General features: G+C 35.0%; 16 protein-coding genes. 10 read left to right on the top strand and 6 right to left on the bottom strand.

What is annotated here, in order from left to right:
- Positions 1–261: 261 nt before the first annotated feature.
- The 3 genes from BLT04_RS05510 to recJ form a co-directional block, all read right to left on the bottom strand.
- Positions 262–603, bottom strand: coding sequence for a DUF3817 domain-containing protein (locus tag BLT04_RS05510; RefSeq protein WP_089754559.1), 342 nt, complete (start codon positions 601–603; stop codon positions 262–264).
- Positions 604–678: 75 nt separating this feature from the next.
- Positions 679–1,263 (bottom strand): nicotinate (nicotinamide) nucleotide adenylyltransferase, encoded by a 585-nt coding sequence (gene nadD, locus BLT04_RS05505; protein WP_089754556.1) that lies wholly within the window; start codon positions 1,261–1,263, stop codon positions 679–681.
- Between the two features lie 20 nt (positions 1,264–1,283).
- Entirely contained in the window at positions 1,284–2,996 is a 1,713-nt protein-coding gene (recJ, locus tag BLT04_RS05500) for a single-stranded-DNA-specific exonuclease RecJ (RefSeq protein WP_089754554.1), read from the bottom strand.
- Positions 2,997–3,104: 108 nt separating this feature from the next.
- Between recJ and BLT04_RS05495 the strand changes: the two genes are divergently transcribed.
- A complete protein-coding gene (locus tag BLT04_RS05495) occupies positions 3,105–3,920 on the top strand; it encodes a M48 family metalloprotease (protein ID WP_089754552.1) in 816 nt (271 codons plus the stop codon).
- A gap of 386 nt (positions 3,921–4,306) precedes the next feature.
- On the top strand, positions 4,307–6,001 hold the full coding sequence (locus tag BLT04_RS05490; protein ID WP_170828436.1) for a T9SS type A sorting domain-containing protein: 1,695 nt from the start codon (positions 4,307–4,309) through the stop codon (positions 5,999–6,001).
- Between the two features lie 77 nt (positions 6,002–6,078).
- On the opposite strand, the gene BLT04_RS05485 is transcribed toward BLT04_RS05490, so the two are convergent.
- Entirely contained in the window at positions 6,079–7,701 is a 1,623-nt protein-coding gene (locus BLT04_RS05485) for an ABC-F family ATP-binding cassette domain-containing protein (RefSeq protein WP_089754548.1), read from the bottom strand.
- A gap of 205 nt (positions 7,702–7,906) precedes the next feature.
- On the opposite strand from BLT04_RS05485, the gene smpB reads away from it, so the two are divergent.
- The 5 genes from smpB to BLT04_RS05460 all read left to right on the top strand — a co-directional run bounded on the left by smpB (position 7,907) and on the right by BLT04_RS05460 (position 12,620).
- Entirely contained in the window at positions 7,907–8,365 is a 459-nt protein-coding gene (gene smpB, locus BLT04_RS05480) for an SsrA-binding protein SmpB (RefSeq protein WP_089754547.1), read from the top strand.
- 77 nt (positions 8,366–8,442) lie between these two features.
- Positions 8,443–9,933 (top strand): OmpA family protein, encoded by a 1,491-nt coding sequence (locus tag BLT04_RS05475; RefSeq protein ID WP_089754545.1) that lies wholly within the window; start codon positions 8,443–8,445, stop codon positions 9,931–9,933.
- Between the two features lie 96 nt (positions 9,934–10,029).
- Positions 10,030–10,770 carry a YebC/PmpR family DNA-binding transcriptional regulator gene (locus BLT04_RS05470; RefSeq protein WP_089755535.1) on the top strand — a complete coding sequence of 247 codons (741 nt, stop codon included), beginning with the start codon at positions 10,030–10,032 and terminating at the stop codon, positions 10,768–10,770.
- 57 nt (positions 10,771–10,827) lie between these two features.
- Complete coding sequence (locus BLT04_RS05465) at positions 10,828–11,652, top strand: UDP-2,3-diacylglucosamine diphosphatase (protein WP_089754543.1); 825 nt, start codon at positions 10,828–10,830, stop codon at positions 11,650–11,652.
- Positions 11,649–12,620 (top strand): glycosyltransferase family protein, encoded by a 972-nt coding sequence (locus tag BLT04_RS05460; RefSeq protein ID WP_089754541.1) that lies wholly within the window; start codon positions 11,649–11,651, stop codon positions 12,618–12,620. The genes BLT04_RS05465 and BLT04_RS05460 overlap by 4 nt, the downstream gene beginning before the upstream one ends.
- On the opposite strand, the gene BLT04_RS05455 is transcribed toward BLT04_RS05460, so the two are convergent.
- Together BLT04_RS05455 and BLT04_RS05450 are read right to left on the bottom strand one after the other, a co-directional pair.
- The gene (locus BLT04_RS05455) at positions 12,609–12,899 is read right to left on the bottom strand and encodes a GNAT family N-acetyltransferase (protein WP_089754539.1); all 291 of its coding nucleotides are present in this window, start codon (positions 12,897–12,899) and stop codon (positions 12,609–12,611) included. The genes BLT04_RS05460 and BLT04_RS05455 overlap by 12 nt on opposite strands.
- A 172-nt stretch (positions 12,900–13,071) precedes the next feature.
- The gene (locus BLT04_RS05450) at positions 13,072–13,818 is read right to left on the bottom strand and encodes an RDD family protein (RefSeq protein WP_089754537.1); all 747 of its coding nucleotides are present in this window, start codon (positions 13,816–13,818) and stop codon (positions 13,072–13,074) included.
- A gap of 27 nt (positions 13,819–13,845) precedes the next feature.
- Here BLT04_RS05450 and BLT04_RS05445 point away from each other — a divergent pair, with 27 nt between their 5' ends.
- The 3 genes from BLT04_RS05445 to BLT04_RS05435 are packed head-to-tail and all read left to right on the top strand — an operon-like array spanning position 13,846 to position 16,568.
- The gene (locus BLT04_RS05445) at positions 13,846–14,829 is read left to right on the top strand and encodes a stage II sporulation protein M (RefSeq protein ID WP_089754535.1); all 984 of its coding nucleotides are present in this window, start codon (positions 13,846–13,848) and stop codon (positions 14,827–14,829) included.
- Positions 14,813–15,775: a DUF4013 domain-containing protein gene (locus BLT04_RS05440; protein ID WP_089754533.1), complete on the top strand. Its 963-nt coding sequence runs from the start codon at positions 14,813–14,815 to the stop codon at positions 15,773–15,775. The genes BLT04_RS05445 and BLT04_RS05440 overlap by 17 nt, the downstream gene beginning before the upstream one ends.
- On the top strand, positions 15,768–16,568 hold the full coding sequence (locus tag BLT04_RS05435) for a DUF4129 domain-containing protein (RefSeq protein WP_089754531.1): 801 nt from the start codon (positions 15,768–15,770) through the stop codon (positions 16,566–16,568). The genes BLT04_RS05440 and BLT04_RS05435 overlap by 8 nt, the downstream gene beginning before the upstream one ends.
- Positions 16,569–16,578: the final 10 nt, after the last annotated feature.

The following is a 16,578-nucleotide window of genomic DNA, read 5'->3' as shown; positions in this document are numbered from 1 at the left end:
TATTTGATTATCAGTAGTTAAATTTTACATTAAAAATTTACTTTCTTTGATTTTATACTTAATAAGACAATGCTGACCTAATTTTTGTTACATCGAAATCCTAAACTTTTAAAATATTAATAAGAAATTCATATAAAGTTCTTCGTGAAACTTTATTCAGTAAATTGAATTTTAGGAACTGTAATGGGATACACATAATCAAAAGATTTAGTGTAGATAGAATAAAAAAAGGCCCGAAAAGGCCCTTTTTATTATGTTAATTTATTCCCTGTCGAATCGGGCGAGTTTTTTATCAACCCAAATCGTTGCAAACGGGAAAAATGCGGACATTAATGCAAAAACAAAATCTTCATCATCCCATTTGAAAATTTTTCTCACCGGAAGGCAAAGCAAAAGATAAAGGGTAAAGAAAAGCCCATGAATATTTCCGATAATAATAATGAAAATAGTGGAAAGAAGCCCTTCCTCATCATATCTTTTCCAGATCATGGCAACTCCGTAAAGCAGAAAACAAGTAATTGCTTCAGCAACGCAGACCTGCTTAAACCATTTTATGATTTTTTCCTGTGAATATTTTGAGAAAAATTTTTCGATGAAATTCATGTCTTGAATTATGAATGATAAGTTATAAATTATGAGTTTTGTCTAAGACCTGGTCCCTATTATCTGTTATTTAAATTACTTATAAAAGCTACTTCCATCCAGATATTCAAAAACCTCGGGAGGAAGCATTGGTCTTACGTTTTTGCCGTCTCTGATCATATTCCGGATCTCGGTGGCAGAAAGCTCCACAACAGGCGCTTTTATTAAAGAAATATTATCATGTTGCAGATATTCGGAATCCTTTTTCTCACCATCAAAAACTCTCGGATAAACGATAATGTGATGATTTTTAATTAAAGTTTCAGAGTTTTTCCATTTATGTAGACCTGCCAGATTATCTTCACCCATAATTAAGCTGAAAGAATGATCAGGATATTTTTCATGAAGATAAGTTAATGTATCGATCGTATAGCTTGGCTTTGGTAAAGAAAACTCCACATTGGAAGCTCTCATATTCGGATAGTTTTTTACGGCAAGTTGCACCATATCAAGCCTGTTATGATCTTTTAGCAGCGTTTTTTTATCCTTAAAAGGGTTTTGCGGACTTACCACAAACCACAATTCATCCATATCCGAATTTTCAAGAATATAATTCGCCAAAATCAAATGTCCAATATGAATTGGGTTAAACGAGCCAAAAAATAAACCTATTTTCTTCATTTTTAGGTAGTAGGGTTTAGTTAATCCCTAAACTTAACATCTTTTATATTCAAATAATGCGTCACATTTCCTTTCCAGTGATTTTCCTCTAACGTGAAGACAATATCAAATCTTTTGGTCTTAAAATCTTCCGAGAACTGTCCCAATTTAAAACCGACACATTCAATATTTCTTCCGGTAGATTCTTGTTTGATGTAGAATTTAAGGTGATTATTATCTTTCCCCATCGTTTTTACATACCCCGAAAGTTTTTGATTGGTCAATGCCAGAATCGGTTTCATATTGTGAGGTCCGAAAGGAGCCAGTTTTCTGTGAAAATTGATGAATTCACGGTTGATCTCGTCAATTTCAATCACAGAATCGATCGTAATGGAAGGTTCTTTTTGATGTTCCTTGATTTTTTCAGAAACGATTTGCTCAAACTTAAGCTTAAATGCCTCGAATTTATCTTTTTCCATTGAAAGCCCTGCCGCAGCGTGGTGCCCACCGAATTTCAGGAAATATTCCGAACAAAGATCCAATGCCTCATGTACATCAAAATCTGAAACGGATCTGGCAGAAGCTACCATTTCACCATTATTTCCGTCTGTGAAAACCAGGGTCGGTTTGTAATAGGTTTCAATTAATCTTGAAGCTACAATTCCGATTACGCCTTTGTTCCATTCTGGATGATAAACGATGGTTGTATATTTTGTTTCCTGCTGCGATTCAATAACTTGGTTTAATGCGGAAAGTGTAGAATTCATGTCCAATTCACGTCTTTCATCATTGAGGTTCATGATGTCGCTTACGATCTGATGAGCGTGCTTCAGATTATCGGAAACCATGAGCTCGACAGCGGCTTTCCCGTGCGAAATTCTTCCTGCAGCATTAATTTTCGGAGCAATTTCAAAAACAATATTTGAGATTTCGAAATGTGATAATTTATCATCAGGAATTAATAATCTTAATCCTAAGTTTCTGGTTTTTCTGAGAATTTTAAGTCCCATTTTAGCTAAAACCCTGTTTTCACCCGTCATCGAAACGATGTCGGCAGCGATAGAAATGGCGAGAAGGTCTGTTAATTCAAATAATTCAGCTTCAGGGAGCTTGTAGATCGTATTTAGCCCCTGACAAAGCTTAAAACCAACACCACATCCGGAAAGTTCCTTAAAAGGATACCTGCAGTCGTTTCTTTTTGGATCAAGAACGGCTACCGCATCAGGAATTTCGTCTCCCGGTAAATGGTGATCGCAAATGATAAAATCAATATCCAGCGTTTTGGCATAATTAATCATATCCAAAGCCTTGATCCCGCAGTCTAAAGCAATAATCAGTGAGAAGCCGTTTTCTTTGGCAAAATCAATGCCTTCCGTTGAAATTCCGTACCCTTCAGAATTTCTGTCGGGAATATAATAGTCTAAATATTTTTTCTGAACAATTTTGCTGAGATACAGGTACATCAGAGCTACGGCAGTGGTGCCGTCTACATCGTAATCTCCGTACACTAATATTTTTTCTCCGTTTTCGATCGCAGTGGCAATTCTTTCCACCGCTTTCTGCATATCAGCCATTAAAAACGGATTATGAATGTCAGTAAGGTTTGGTTTGAAAAACTCTCTTGCCTTTTGATAATTGTCAATTCCCCTAAGAACGAGAAGTTTAGATTCAAAAGTTCCAAAACCAAGTGACGAACTTAATCCGTCCACGATTTCCTCATCAGGTTCGGGCTTGTAAATCCATTTTTGACTCATTTCACAAAAATAGGGAAAAAAAACAGGATTTTGAAATCATAGGTCTGAAGTTTTGACCTGAAAATTGTTAAAAAAAAGTTATCTTCACTGTCCAAATTAAAAATAATTATGAAAAAAGTTAGTCTCTGCCTTCTTTTCCTGGGGGCGATGTATTCTGTTAATGCACAAAAAATTAACCTCGGAAAGGCGGCCGATGTTGTTTCCAAAGGGGCAAAAGTATTTACTTTCAGCAATGCCGATGCGGTAAAATTATCCAAAGAGTCTGTAGATTATATGGACAAAAATAATCCTGTTGCAGGGCCAAAAGATCCTTATACCGTGAGACTTAACAGGCTTTTCGGGAAACATAAAACACAAGACGGACTTACCCTGAATTATAAAGTGTATAAAGTAAAAGACATCAATGCTTTTGCCTGTGCAGACGGAAGTGTGCGTGTTTTCTCGTCTTTAATGGATATTATGACGGATGATGAATTATTGGCTGTAATCGGTCACGAAATCGGTCACGTAAAAAATGAGGATACAAAAGACGCGATTAAATCGGCGTACTTAAAAGCTGCAGCTCTTGATGCGGCTTCTTCCGCTTCGTCTACGGTGGCAACCCTCAATGAGAGCCAGGTAGGTAAAATGGCAAATGCATTTTTAGACGCTTCCCACAGTAAAAAGCAGGAATCTCAGGCCGATATGTATTCTTATGATTTTATGAAGGCAAATAAATATAATGTAGTGGGAGCTTATACTGCATTTAAAAAGCTGGCTTTATTGTCTGAAGGCGGAACAGCCCAGTCGGGATTCCAAAAAATGTTTAATTCACACCCGGACAGCAATAAAAGGGCGGAAGCCGTGAAAAAACGTGCCGAAAAAGATGGTTTGTGGAAAGATCCGGGAACCGTTACTTTACCAACAACAAAACTTACAAAATAAATTAACTTTTAATAAAATAGGAAGCCTCAAATTAATTTGAGGCTTTTTTTGTGTCTGACAAGTGTTTTTTCGGTGGCTTTTTTCTTAAAAAATGAAATATTTAATCACGTAAAAAGGAGAAATATAACTTGCTGAAAAAATATTTTCACCATCTTGAAAATAACAGATACAACTGAACGATAAAATTTTATTCTTTAAAATTAGAAAATGATTTATAATAATTTCGTGTTTTATTTATATATATTATAAAATTTATTAGGTATTATTTGTTATAATTTGTTAAATATAGTTAAATTATTGATTTAACGCAAAAGAAAATTATATTTGTGGAACATAAAAAGATAAATTATGAATAAAAAATTACAGTAGGTTTCTTTTGTTTAATGATGACCTCATTATTTTGTAAAGTTAATGCTCAAAGCTATCAAACATTGAATGTGACGAGCGGTTATGGTGCGGATCTTATTGCAAATGGTACTGGTGCTTCATCTTCAAGTACTACAGAAAGTGTAGATTCTCCTGCCAACGGGTATGTATTTATGTCAGCTGATTTTGTAAACGGTTTAGGGGTTTCTCCTGTTTCTGGTTTGCCAAGTAGCGGATTAATCAATTCTGCAAATACAGCAGGATTATCATTTCAATTAGCTTCTTATAGCTCAAGTAATGCTTTAAAGTTGGTGAATGCCAATGATATGGGAACTTTGAATTTTAGTACAAATCCTAAAGCTTCAAAATTATACATGCTCGCAACTACCGGAAGCGGGAATTCTACAGCTGATATTATTGTAACTTTTGCAGATAACACGACTCAAACCTTTACAAATGTTTCAATAAATGATTGGTATGGCGGTTCTTCATATGCTATAAAAGGTATAGGGAGAGTAAGTAGAGTTACAGATAATATAGAAAATAACTCAAATGATCCGAGATTATATGAGATTGGTCTACCAATTAATGCGGCAAATCAGATTAAAAATATTTCTAACGTATCGGTAAAAAAAACATCGGTATCTACAGGAATGTTGTGTGTTTTTGGCTTCTCTTATAAGATCGTGAACAGCTGTATTGAGCCGGATAATGTTTCCGCTTCAAATATAACGACTAATTCTGCAACTATTTCCTGGAGTGCTGTTTCCGGTGTTTCTTCATATGAGATTTATCAAAGTACTTCTAATACACCTCCTAGCAGCTCTGCTACACCTACAAGCACGGGAATAACGGGAGCAACGACAAATCTTACAGGTTTAACTTCAGCAACAACATATTATGTATGGGTAAGATCAAATTGTGGAGCGAGCACAAGTGACTGGAATGCTGTTGGGGTTAATTTTACAACGCCTTGCGGAGCGGTAAATGCTCCTTACAGTGAAGATTTTGATTCTACAGCAATCGCCTCTCTTCCTACATGTACTTCATCTCAAAACCTGAGTGCAGGAATTGATTGGTCTGTCGGAGATGTTACAGGAATTGCAGGCTTTTCGTCTAATGTGATATTTGTTTATACAGATTCTGAAGATACGAATGCATGGTTCTATACTAAGGGGATAAATTTACAGGCAGGTGTTAATTATACTTTTACTTTTGATTATTCTAATCTTGCTTCTCCTCAAAATTTTAAGGTCGCATATGGTACATCACCTATAAATACATCAATGGTAAATCTTATTCAGGATTATCCTGATCTAAATGTAGGAACATCTACGCCGGCATCTTTTACCATTACGCCGGCTTCAACGGGTGTTTATTACTTTGGGTTTAATAACCATTCTCCTGCAACCGGAAATATGGGTTATGTATTGGTAGATAATATATCGTTGACAGGCGTAAGCTTAGCAACTTCAGAAAATCAGCTGTCAAATGGTGTAAAAGTATATCCAAACCCGACAAGCGATTATTTATATGTAAAAACTGATCGTAAAGTTGTAAATGTTAAAATCTTTGATGCTTCAGGAAAGCTGGTTATTTCAAAGGATAAAATAGATCAGAAAATAGATGTTTCTCAATTATCAACGGGATCGTATATTTTAACAATGAAAAACTCTGATGGCACATCATCAACACATAATTTCATTAAGAAATAGATGATAATTAAAATATATATAAAATGAAAATAGCTACTCTTAATTGAGTAGCTATTTTTTATAAATTATTCTTTTTATTAAGAATACATTTTTTCTCTTAATTCCTTAATCTTTTTATCACCAAGATATTCGTCGTAAGTCATTTCTCTGTCGATGATTCCTTTTGGAGTCAGCTCGATAATTCTGTTACAGACCGTCTGAAGCATCTCGTGGTCATGAGAAGATAATAAAAGATTTCCCTTAAAGTTTGATAATGAATTATTCAAAGTCGTAATACTTTCAAGGTCTAAGTGGTTGGTCGGCTCGTCCAATAACAGAACATTTGCTTTCTGAAGCATCATTCTGCTGAACATACATCTCATTTTTTCACCTCCTGAAAGCACTTTACAAGATTTCAACGCTTCATCACCTGAGAAAAGCATTCTTCCTAAGAATCCTCTTATAAATTCCTCATGGCGCTCTTCGTCATTTTTAGTGAATTGTCTCAGCCAATCTACCAGACTGATATCTTCCTGGAAAAATTTAGTATTATCTAAAGGCATTTGAGACTGGTTTGTTGTAACTCCCCAGGCAACTGTTCCTTTGTCTGCTTCCGTATTTCCGGCTAAGATTTCAAAAAATTCTGTAATTGCCAAAGAGTTTTTAGACAAAACAGCTACTTTATCACCTTTTTTAAGGTTTAAATCAATATTTGAGAACAATAATTCTCCGTCTTTTGTTTTTTCAAGACCTTTTACATCTAAAATCTGATCTCCCACTTCTCTTTCCATTTCAAAAATAATGGCAGGATATCTTCTTGATGAAGGTTTGATGTCATCGATATTCAGTTTATCGATCATTTTTTTTCTTGCAGTTGCCTGTTTGGCTTTTGCAACGTTTGAGCTGAATCTTGCAATGAAATCCTGAAGCTCTTTCTTCTTTTCTTCCGCTTTTTTGTTAGCCTGAGCTCTTTGTCTTGTAGCTAGCTGAGAGGCCTGATACCAGAAAGAGTAGTTACCCGTATAAAGGTTAAGCTTAGCATAATCTAAATCTCCGATGTGCGTACAAACCGTGTCCAGGAAGTGACGGTCGTGAGAAACCACGATCACTGTATTTTCATAATCAGCCAAGAAATCTTCTAACCAGGCAATTGTTTCAATGTCAAGGTCATTCGTAGGCTCATCGAGAATCAAAACATCAGGATTTCCGAAAAGTGCCTGGGCCAAAAGAACCTTTACTTTGTCCTTATTCTCAAGCTCGCCCATGATCTGCCAGTGCATATCGTCTTTAATTCCAACGTTTGAAAGCATGGTTTGTGCATCAGATTCTGAGTTCCAGCCGCCCATTTCGTCATAAATTACTCCCAATTCACCGGCTTTAATACCATCTTCATCAGAGAAATCTTCTTTGGCATACAAAGCGTCCATCTCTTCTTTTATCTCAAATAATTTCTTATTTCCTCTCAAAACAGTTTCAAGTACAGTAAATTCATCATAAGCAAAGTGATCCTGCTCAAGAACAGACATTCTTTTCCCTGGTTCCAGAGATACGTGTCCTGTTGTTGGATCCTGCTTTCCCGTTAATATTTTAAGGAATGTAGACTTTCCTGCACCATTTGCTCCGATGATACCGTAGCAGTTCCCTTTGGTAAACATAATATTTACCTCGTCAAAAAGAATTCTTTTCCCGAATTGTAAAGATAAGTTAGATACTGTTAACATATAGTTTTGTAAATTTGGCGCAAAAATACGAAAAGAATTTGGGTAATTTATAATAATGTAATAGTCAAGTTTTTAAATGAAAGGTATTTTTGTATATTTCATTAACGAAATTTAAAGATAAAGCTGGGAAAGTCCCGAAGGGACGATTTAATAAAGAGTTGGATAAAGTTCAATTAAACCCGTAATTAAAAGAATCATACACGAAATGAAGATCGAGAAAACAGTCAATATATTAAACAGAAGAGCGAGATTCGAATATGAATTCATCGAAGAAATGGAAGCGGGAATGGTTTTAACCGGTACCGAAATAAAATCTTTGCGCTCTTCAAAAGCATCAATCACAGAATCGTTCTGTCAGTTTATTGATGGGGAATTGTACATCATTAATATGATGATTGACGAGTATAAATTAGGAACTTTTTACAATCATAAGACAAAAAGGGAACGAAAATTGCTCTTGCACAAAAAAGAATTACAAAAGCTTGAAAAAAAATTAAAAGATGCAGGTAATACTATCATACCTTTGAAATTATATATAAATGACAGGGGAAAAGCCAAAGTATGGATCGCCCTTGGAAGAGGTAAAAAGCTATACGATAAAAGGGAGAGCATAAAAGATAGAGAAAATAAACGAAACCTGGACAGAATATTAAAGAAAAGTTAAAAATCATTTGAAAAACTTTGTATATAAAGAAAAATTATATTTATTTTGCATTATCAATTATTTAATCATTTAATTCTATGAAAAATCTAAAATTAGGAATTTCAGCATTGGCGCTTACGGTTGCCTCTACTGTATTCGCTCAGACTACCAACAATCCGTGGATGATCGGAGTTGGTGCTCACGCGGAAAATCATACAGCAGTACGTGATAAATTCAGTAATACGTTCTCTGCTAACAATTTGACGAAGACAATGTTCAATACGAACAACTTCTCTATTACACCTCCACTATCTAAACTTACAGTTGCAAGAAACGTTGCTAAAGGTTTTGTAGTAGACTGGCAAACGTCTGTAGGAAATGTTGAAAACAAAAGATTCAACATGGGTAAAGAGTTTTTCTTAATGACAGGTCTTGGTTTACAAGTTAAAGCTGCTGGTCTTTTATGGAATGAAGAATCTTGGTTCGATCCATATTTGAGAGTTGGTGCTAACTATTTAAGACACGACTATACTGCTCTTACTTTCCCAAGAACTGATGTAAACGGTGAGTGGGTAACAAACGGAGAAGATGGTAACGAAAACGGTAAAGCTAACTTCTTTACAGTTTCTACTGGTGCTGGTGTAAACTTCTGGTTAACTAAAAACTTCGGTTTAGGAGTACAGGGAGATTACGTATCAACTCCAGGTGATAAATCTACAGTGGCAAACTTCTGGCAAGCTTCTGCATCTTTGAACTTTAGATTTGGTAACAGAGATAGAGATAAGGATGGTATCTTAGACAAAGACGATTTGTGTCCTGATACACCAGGTTTACCAGAATTCCAGGGATGTCCTGATACTGACGGTGACGGAGTTCCAGATAAAGACGATCAATGTCCAGAAGTGGCTGGTCCGGTTGAAAACAACGGATGCCCTTGGCCAGATACTGACGGTGATGGTGTAATCGACAAAGATGATGCTTGTCCTACAGTTGCAGGTCCTGCTGAAAACAACGGTTGTCCTTGGCCAGATACAGACGGTGACGGTATCCTTGATAAAGATGATGCTTGTCCTACAGTTCCAGGTCTTCCTGAGTACAACGGATGTCCTAAACCTAAAGAAGTAACTGCTGGTGAGGTTGAAACGAGATTAAAAAGCGTTTATTTTGACTTCAACAAAGCGACTATTAAGGCTGAATCTACTCCAGCTCTAGATGCTGCTTCTGAAATCATTAAAAAAGACGGAGGTAACTATCTATTAGAAGGTAGAACTGATGCTAAAGGTGCTGAAGCTTACAACTTAAAATTATCTAGAGAAAGAGCTGCTGCTGTAGTTGCTGCTTTAGATGCAAGAGGTGTAGATGCTAATGCTCTTAAATCTATCGGTGTTGGAGAATCTAAAGCTACAATTTCTGAAAAAGCAACTGATGCTGAAAGACAAGTTGACAGAAAAGTAGTTGTAAAAGCTATTACAAATGCTGACGAGTGGAATGCAATCGCTAAGAAAGATTACACTGACGCTCCAGTTAAGAAGGCTGTTGCTAAGAAAAAAGTAGTTAAGAAAAAAGCTACAGCTAAAAAGAAAAAATAATTAAGTTTTTCTAAATAAATAATACCTCCAAATTTTTTGGAGGTATTTTTTTTTCGTTTACTTTTAATTAATTTTGTTGAAAATTTAAAAATAAAAATGGGAAGAGCATTTGAATATAGAAAAGCTTCTAAAATGGCCAGATGGGATAAAATGGCCAAAACTTTTTCTAAAATAGGTAAAGACATTGCTTTGGCAGTAAAAGCCGGAGGTCCGGATGTGGAAGCTAATCCCGCATTAAGAAGATGCATCCAAAATGCGAAAGGTGCAAACATGCCAAAAGATAACGTTGAAAGAGCGATTAAAAAGGCAAGCGGTGCAGATGCTGAAAACTATGAAGAAGTTACCTATGAAGGATACGGACAAGGTGGTGTTGCATTTTTCGTAGAATGTACAACCAACAATACCACAAGAACTGTAGCCAACGTTAGAGCGATCTTCAATAAGTTTGACGGAAATTTGGGGAAAAATGGTGAATTAGCATTCATTTTTGACAGAAAAGGAATTTTCACAATTGATTTAGCACAAATAAAAATGGATTGGGATGATTTCGAAATGGAAATGATCGACGGTGGAGCGGAAGAAGTTGAAAAAGATGAAGATGAGGTAATGATCACAACGGCTTTTGAAGATTTTGGCTCTTTGTCTCATAAATTAGACGAATTGAAAATCGAAGCCAAAAGCGCAGAGCTTCAGAGAATTGCAAACAATACTAAAGAAGTTACAGAAGAGCAGTTCAAAGCAAACATGAAAATGCTTGATCGTTTTGAGGAAGATGATGACGTACAAAACGTGTATCACAACATGGAAATCACTGAAGAGCTGATGAACTCTCTATAAAAAATAATATAACATTCATATATAGTTAACTTTCAATTAGTTTCTTTGCATAAAACTATGAAAAGAGACGTTGAGTTAGTTGTTATTTCGGATGTTCATTTGGGAACTTATGGATGTAAGGCTAAAGAATTAATGAGATACCTTAATTCTATTCAGCCTAAAACGTTAGTTTTGAATGGTGATATTATCGATATCTGGCAATTCAAAAAGTCTTACTTCCCTAAACCTCATTTGAAAGTGATCAAAAAGATCCTTTCATTTGCCACCAAAAACACAAATGTTTACTACATTACGGGCAATCACGACGAGATGTTCCGAAAGTTTACCGACTTCGAATTAGGTAAGCTTAAAGTCTGCAATAAAATTTGTTTAGACGTAAATCAAAAGAAAACCTGGATTTTCCACGGGGATGTTTTCGACGCATCCGTACAGCATTCAAAATGGATCGCCAAACTCGGCGGAAAAGGCTACGATTTATTAATTGTAATCAATAATGTTGTAAATTGGTTCTTAGAGAAAATGGGTAGGGAAAAATATTCATTTTCAAAAAAAATTAAGAATAACGTAAAAAAAGCAGTAAAATATATCGGTGATTTTGAATTGACAGCTTCCGAATTAGCTATCGATAATCATTATGATTACGTAATTTGCGGACACATCCATCAGCCGCAGATTCGTGAGGTTGTTAATAAAAAAGGATCCTGCACTTATCTGAATTCCGGGGATTGGATCGAAAATTTATCTGCTTTGGAATACAACGAAGGCGAATGGAAGATTTTTTATTATGACGATCACAAACATTTGCTGAAAGATGATGTTGAGGAAATTCAGGATATGGATAGTGATGAGCTTTTGAAAATAGTAACCAATTTTTCTAAATGAAAATATTATACGCATTTCAGGGAACCGGAAACGGGCACGTGGCAAGAGCACAGGAAATTGTTCCCATTCTTAAAAAATATGCTTCGGTTGATACATTAATCAGTGGTCATCAGTCGCAATTAAAGGCTGATTTTGACATTAATTTCCAGCATAAAGGTATTTCGCTGCTTTACAATAAAACGGGAGGTTTATCCTATCGAAAAACGTTTACAGAGAATAAATTTCTCCATGCGGTAAAAACAATAAAAGAATTAGAGCTTTCACAATATGATTTAATTATCAATGATTATGAGCCTTTAACAGGTTGGGCCTCAAAATTAAAAAAATTCCCGATGATCGAATTGAGTCATCAGGCTTCAATGAGCTTCAAGGAAACGCCAAAACCGGAGAAGAAGGATTTTTTAGGTGAAATGATCCTGAAATATTATGTTCCGAGCGAAAGGAAAATTGGCTTTCATTTTGAAAATTATCATCCGCAAATCAAAAAACCGGTTATCAGACATAAGATCAGAAATTTAAATCCCGATAAAAAAGGTTACTATTTGGTGTATTTACCGAGTTTTTCAGACGAAAATATTTTTAAAGTTTTGAGACAGATTCCTGTTGAATGGAAAGTGTTTTCAAAAGACAGTAAAGTTCATGTAAAGGTTAAAAATGTTGAAGTTTTCCCGATTGACGAGACTCAATATTTAAAATATTTTGAAAGTTGCGACGGGATCTTATGCAGCGCAGGTTTTGAAACTCCTGCAGAAGCGCTTTTTATGGATAAAAAATTATTTGTAATCCCGATTCACAATCAATACGAACAGGAATGCAATGCATGCGCTTTAGATAAAATGGGAATTCCAAATTCTAAGATTTTAGACATGAATGAAATAATGGATTGGGTAGCTTCCGACCATCATCTCAAAGTAAACTATCCAGATAATATTGAAGAAATATTGGTAAATGAAGTGTTAATTCTTTAAAAAAACATCATCCACATCATTCATTCTCATCATCACAGATCTTGCATAAGAGCAGTGAGGATAAACTTTCCAGTTGTTTTCCCTGGCGAATTTGATGGCTTCTTCAACCAGAAATTTTCCCATTCCGCGACCTTCAAATTCAGGGTGAACCAATACGAAAGAAATAATAAATTTACTGTCTTCAGGGAAAATGGTATATGTCAATCTGCCGATTTCTTTTATTTCGTTATTTAACGTAAGAACTCCGCCGTTTCCTGATTTATTGTTTTCAAATTTCATAATTTAAATCTTAATTGAGAATAAAAGTACAAAAACTGAACCGTATCAGTTTTGATGTAAATCAAGAAAAGCTTTTAATGTGAATCGTGAACGGTCAATTCGATTCTATCGTGAATTTTTATCGTGAAGATAATTAACAATTCCTTGCGAAGCAAAATTGACAATTCACTAATCAATCTTTTCCTGTATAATAATTGTAATCTTTAATAATAACATTGATAAACTGCCGTTCCGTCATTTTTGTAGGATCAATTTCTAGCTTTAAAATACCTTTTATCTTATCAGAAAGCTTCGTAATAATCTGCCGGTCGTCGATACGCAAAGCTTTTGTGTAATTATCTTTAATAATCCTCATGTCATTGTCACTCAATGCGATAACCTGAGGAAAGGACGGGACATAATCCTGATGAATGTTCTCCAGAATGGTATGAGAAATGTTAATGCTGTTTTTTAGAGAAATTACCGCCGTTCCGGATGCAATATCGCCCAAACGCTGGTTGTTTTTTGAAACAATCATAGAAATTAATCCAATAACTCCTAAAAAAGAAGTATCAATTAATCTGAAAAACCATCGGATCATATAATCACCAAAACTCGCCTGATACCCGTCTATTTTTACGACTTTTATCTTCATGACTTTTTTCCCGGGCGTCTGTCCTTCCATCAGGCTTTCCAGAACAACTGGATAAACATAAACTGGAAATGTGATAGCAATAATAATTGCTGCCTGAGACCAATAATCAAGCCCGTTTAACAGGCCGTCTAAATTTAAAAGATTAAAAAAAATATAAAGTATAATCAGTATGAAAGCTATTTTTATAAGGAGATCGATAATAAACGCAAGCATTCTTTCTCCAACACCGGCGATGTTGAAATTAATATTTACATTTTGTGATGTATTAATCGCAATTTGAGACATAATTTTTATTATTTTAGCCTGACAATTATGAGAGAGGTTTATTTCATTAAACAAAATAAAGAAAAATGGTTGGGAATTGAACAGGTTATTCAAGGGAAAATTAAAAAAAATCCTGATGACCTGTCTTCGTTATATATTAACCTGATTAATGATCTGTCTTTTGCCCAGACGTATTACCCGAAAAGCAATACCACAGTTTATTTAAACCATCTTTCTGCCCAGATTTTCCAGAAAATTTACAAAACAAAGAGAATTGAAGAAAACAGGCTTTTATATTTCTTCAAAACAGAAGTCCCTTTATTGGTTTATCAATACAGGCGATATCTGATGTACGCATTTTTGTTTTTTATTTTATTTACGCTGATGGGGGTGCTTTCTGCTATTTATGATAAAAATTTCGCCAATATTATTCTCGGCGAAGGCTATGTCAATGAGACTATCGAAAATATCAAAAAAGGCAATGCAGTAGGAGTTTATCAAAGCGGCTCAACGTGGGGAAGCACGATCGGGCTAATTTTTAATAATATCGGCGTCGGTGCCAAGCTATACGCGTATGGGATTTTTGCCGGAGTAGGAACTTTGTATGCTTTGCTTTCAAACAGTATCATGTTGGGGTCTTTTCAGTATTTTTTCTATGATTACGGAGCTTTAAAAGACAGCGCAAGAGGAATTTGGCTTCACGGTGTTTTTGAGATTTTTGCAATGGTCGTTGAAGCAATGTGCGGATTGATTTTGGGAGCCTCCATTTTATTTCCAAAGACGTTTTCAAGGTTTAATTCTTTTAAAATAGGGTTTAAAGATTCTTTTAAAATATTTTTAAGTACCGTTCCGTTTACGGTTTGCGCAGGAATTATCGAAGGTTACGTTACAAGACATGCCTTAAAAATGCCTCTGATCCTTAATTTAATCATTATTTTCGGCTCTTTGGCCATTATCGGATTTTACTATTTCGTATATCCATCTATCGTTAATAAAAAACTTAATAACCAGATAAATGATACAATTTTATAAAAAAAGAGATTTTGGAGCTTTTATCACTGATACCTTCAATTTTTTCAAATCATACGGCAAAAATTTTTTCAAAAATTATTTCTTGATCAACGGCCTTTTGCTGATTCTCCTTGTGGCGGTCGGTGTATTTAGCTTCCGAAACTTTTTCGGACAATTTATCAACGGAAATATGGCCGGTCAAAGCGATTATATGGCCAGATATTTTGAAGATAATATGGGGATGTTTATCGTGACCATGATTTTAATATTCCTTTTGTATTCGGCTTTAACGGTTGTGAATTTTCTATTTCCCGTTTTTTACTCCAAAAGAGTTTCTGAAGGACAGACAAAAATAAAAACCGATGAAATTCTTAGCGATTTTAAAAAAAATTCGGGCAAGATCTTTAAATTGTATTTAGGGCTGACATTTCTTGTCATTCCTGTATCATTCATACTATTTTTAATTTCTTATGTTTTAATTTTTCTTTTAATAGGAATTGTAATCATGCTTTTTCTGGTCCCGGCATTATTTAACGTCATTACATTTCTTACATATGATTATTTCAATAGCAACCGAGGTTTTTTTGAAAGCTTAAGCTATGCAATAAGGTCACAGTTTTCTTACCCGAACGGCAGAGAAGCTTCCCCTTACTGGAAATATTGGGGATCAACAATTATTTTTATGATTATTTATTATATCATTAGCATGATCTTTACATTTGTTCCGATGATGATGTTTTACAGCTCGATTCTCACTTCTGCACCGGACGGCAGTTTTGAGCAAAATCCTATGACGGGAACTTTCGGGGTGTTATTTTTTGTTATTTATGGCGTAGCAGCTTTGGTTTCATTAATTGTCATGAATTTATTATACATCAATTCCGGATTAATGTATTATGACAGCAGAACAGATCTTCATCAGAAAATAGAGCTAGCAGAAATAGACACGATAGGTACCAATGAGTAAAATCTTCTTTTTCTTACTGATTTTTTCTTCCACCGGATTTATATTTGCCCAGGACGAAACAGAGCCGCCTCCAACGGTTGTCGAAGACTATGTAGATTCTGTGAGCACAGGGCATTACAAAAATATGTACCGTGCAGATTCTGTGTTGATTAATCATCCCGTTTCCGAAAATACGGTCTATCCGAAAAAGTTTAAAGATAATTTTCAGTCAAAATATAAAGGGCCGGAGTTTGATTATTCAACCACAAAGCCTACCGAGTCTTTTTGGGAAAAGCTACAGCGGAAAATCAGGAAAATAATAGAAAGCATTTTCGGCGAAACAAGCTTCGGTAAGTCAGTGAATGCAACATGGGTCATTGTCCGTCTTTTCGGAATTCTGCTTGTCGGTTTTTTACTTTACGTTATCGTGAAAAATATTTTAGATAAAAACGGAAGCTTTTTCTTCGGAAAGAAAAATAAAAAGGTGATTATTAAAGATGAAGAGCTTCATGAAAATATCCACGAGATAAATTTTCCGGAAAGCATAGCAAAATTTGAAAATGAAGGAGATTACCGCTCTGCCATCCGGTATCACTTCTTATTTATACTTAAAAAATTAAGCGATAAAAAACTCATCAGCTGGAATCCAGAAAAAACCAATAAAGATTATGTAGCAGAATTAAAAGCTCCACTGCTGAAGGATGAATTTTATAATCTTTCTTACATTTTTGAATACGTCTGGTACGGAGAATTCAATGTTGAAGAAAAAGAGTACCTTAAATTTAAAGATCAGTATCAGGCTTTTAAACCGTAATTAAATTTTT

It is taken from the genome of Chryseobacterium soldanellicola, from assembly GCF_900100115.1.
GTDB lineage: Bacteria > Bacteroidota > Bacteroidia > Flavobacteriales > Weeksellaceae > Chryseobacterium > Chryseobacterium soldanellicola.
This window is presented reverse-complemented; position numbering and strand designations above follow the sequence as displayed.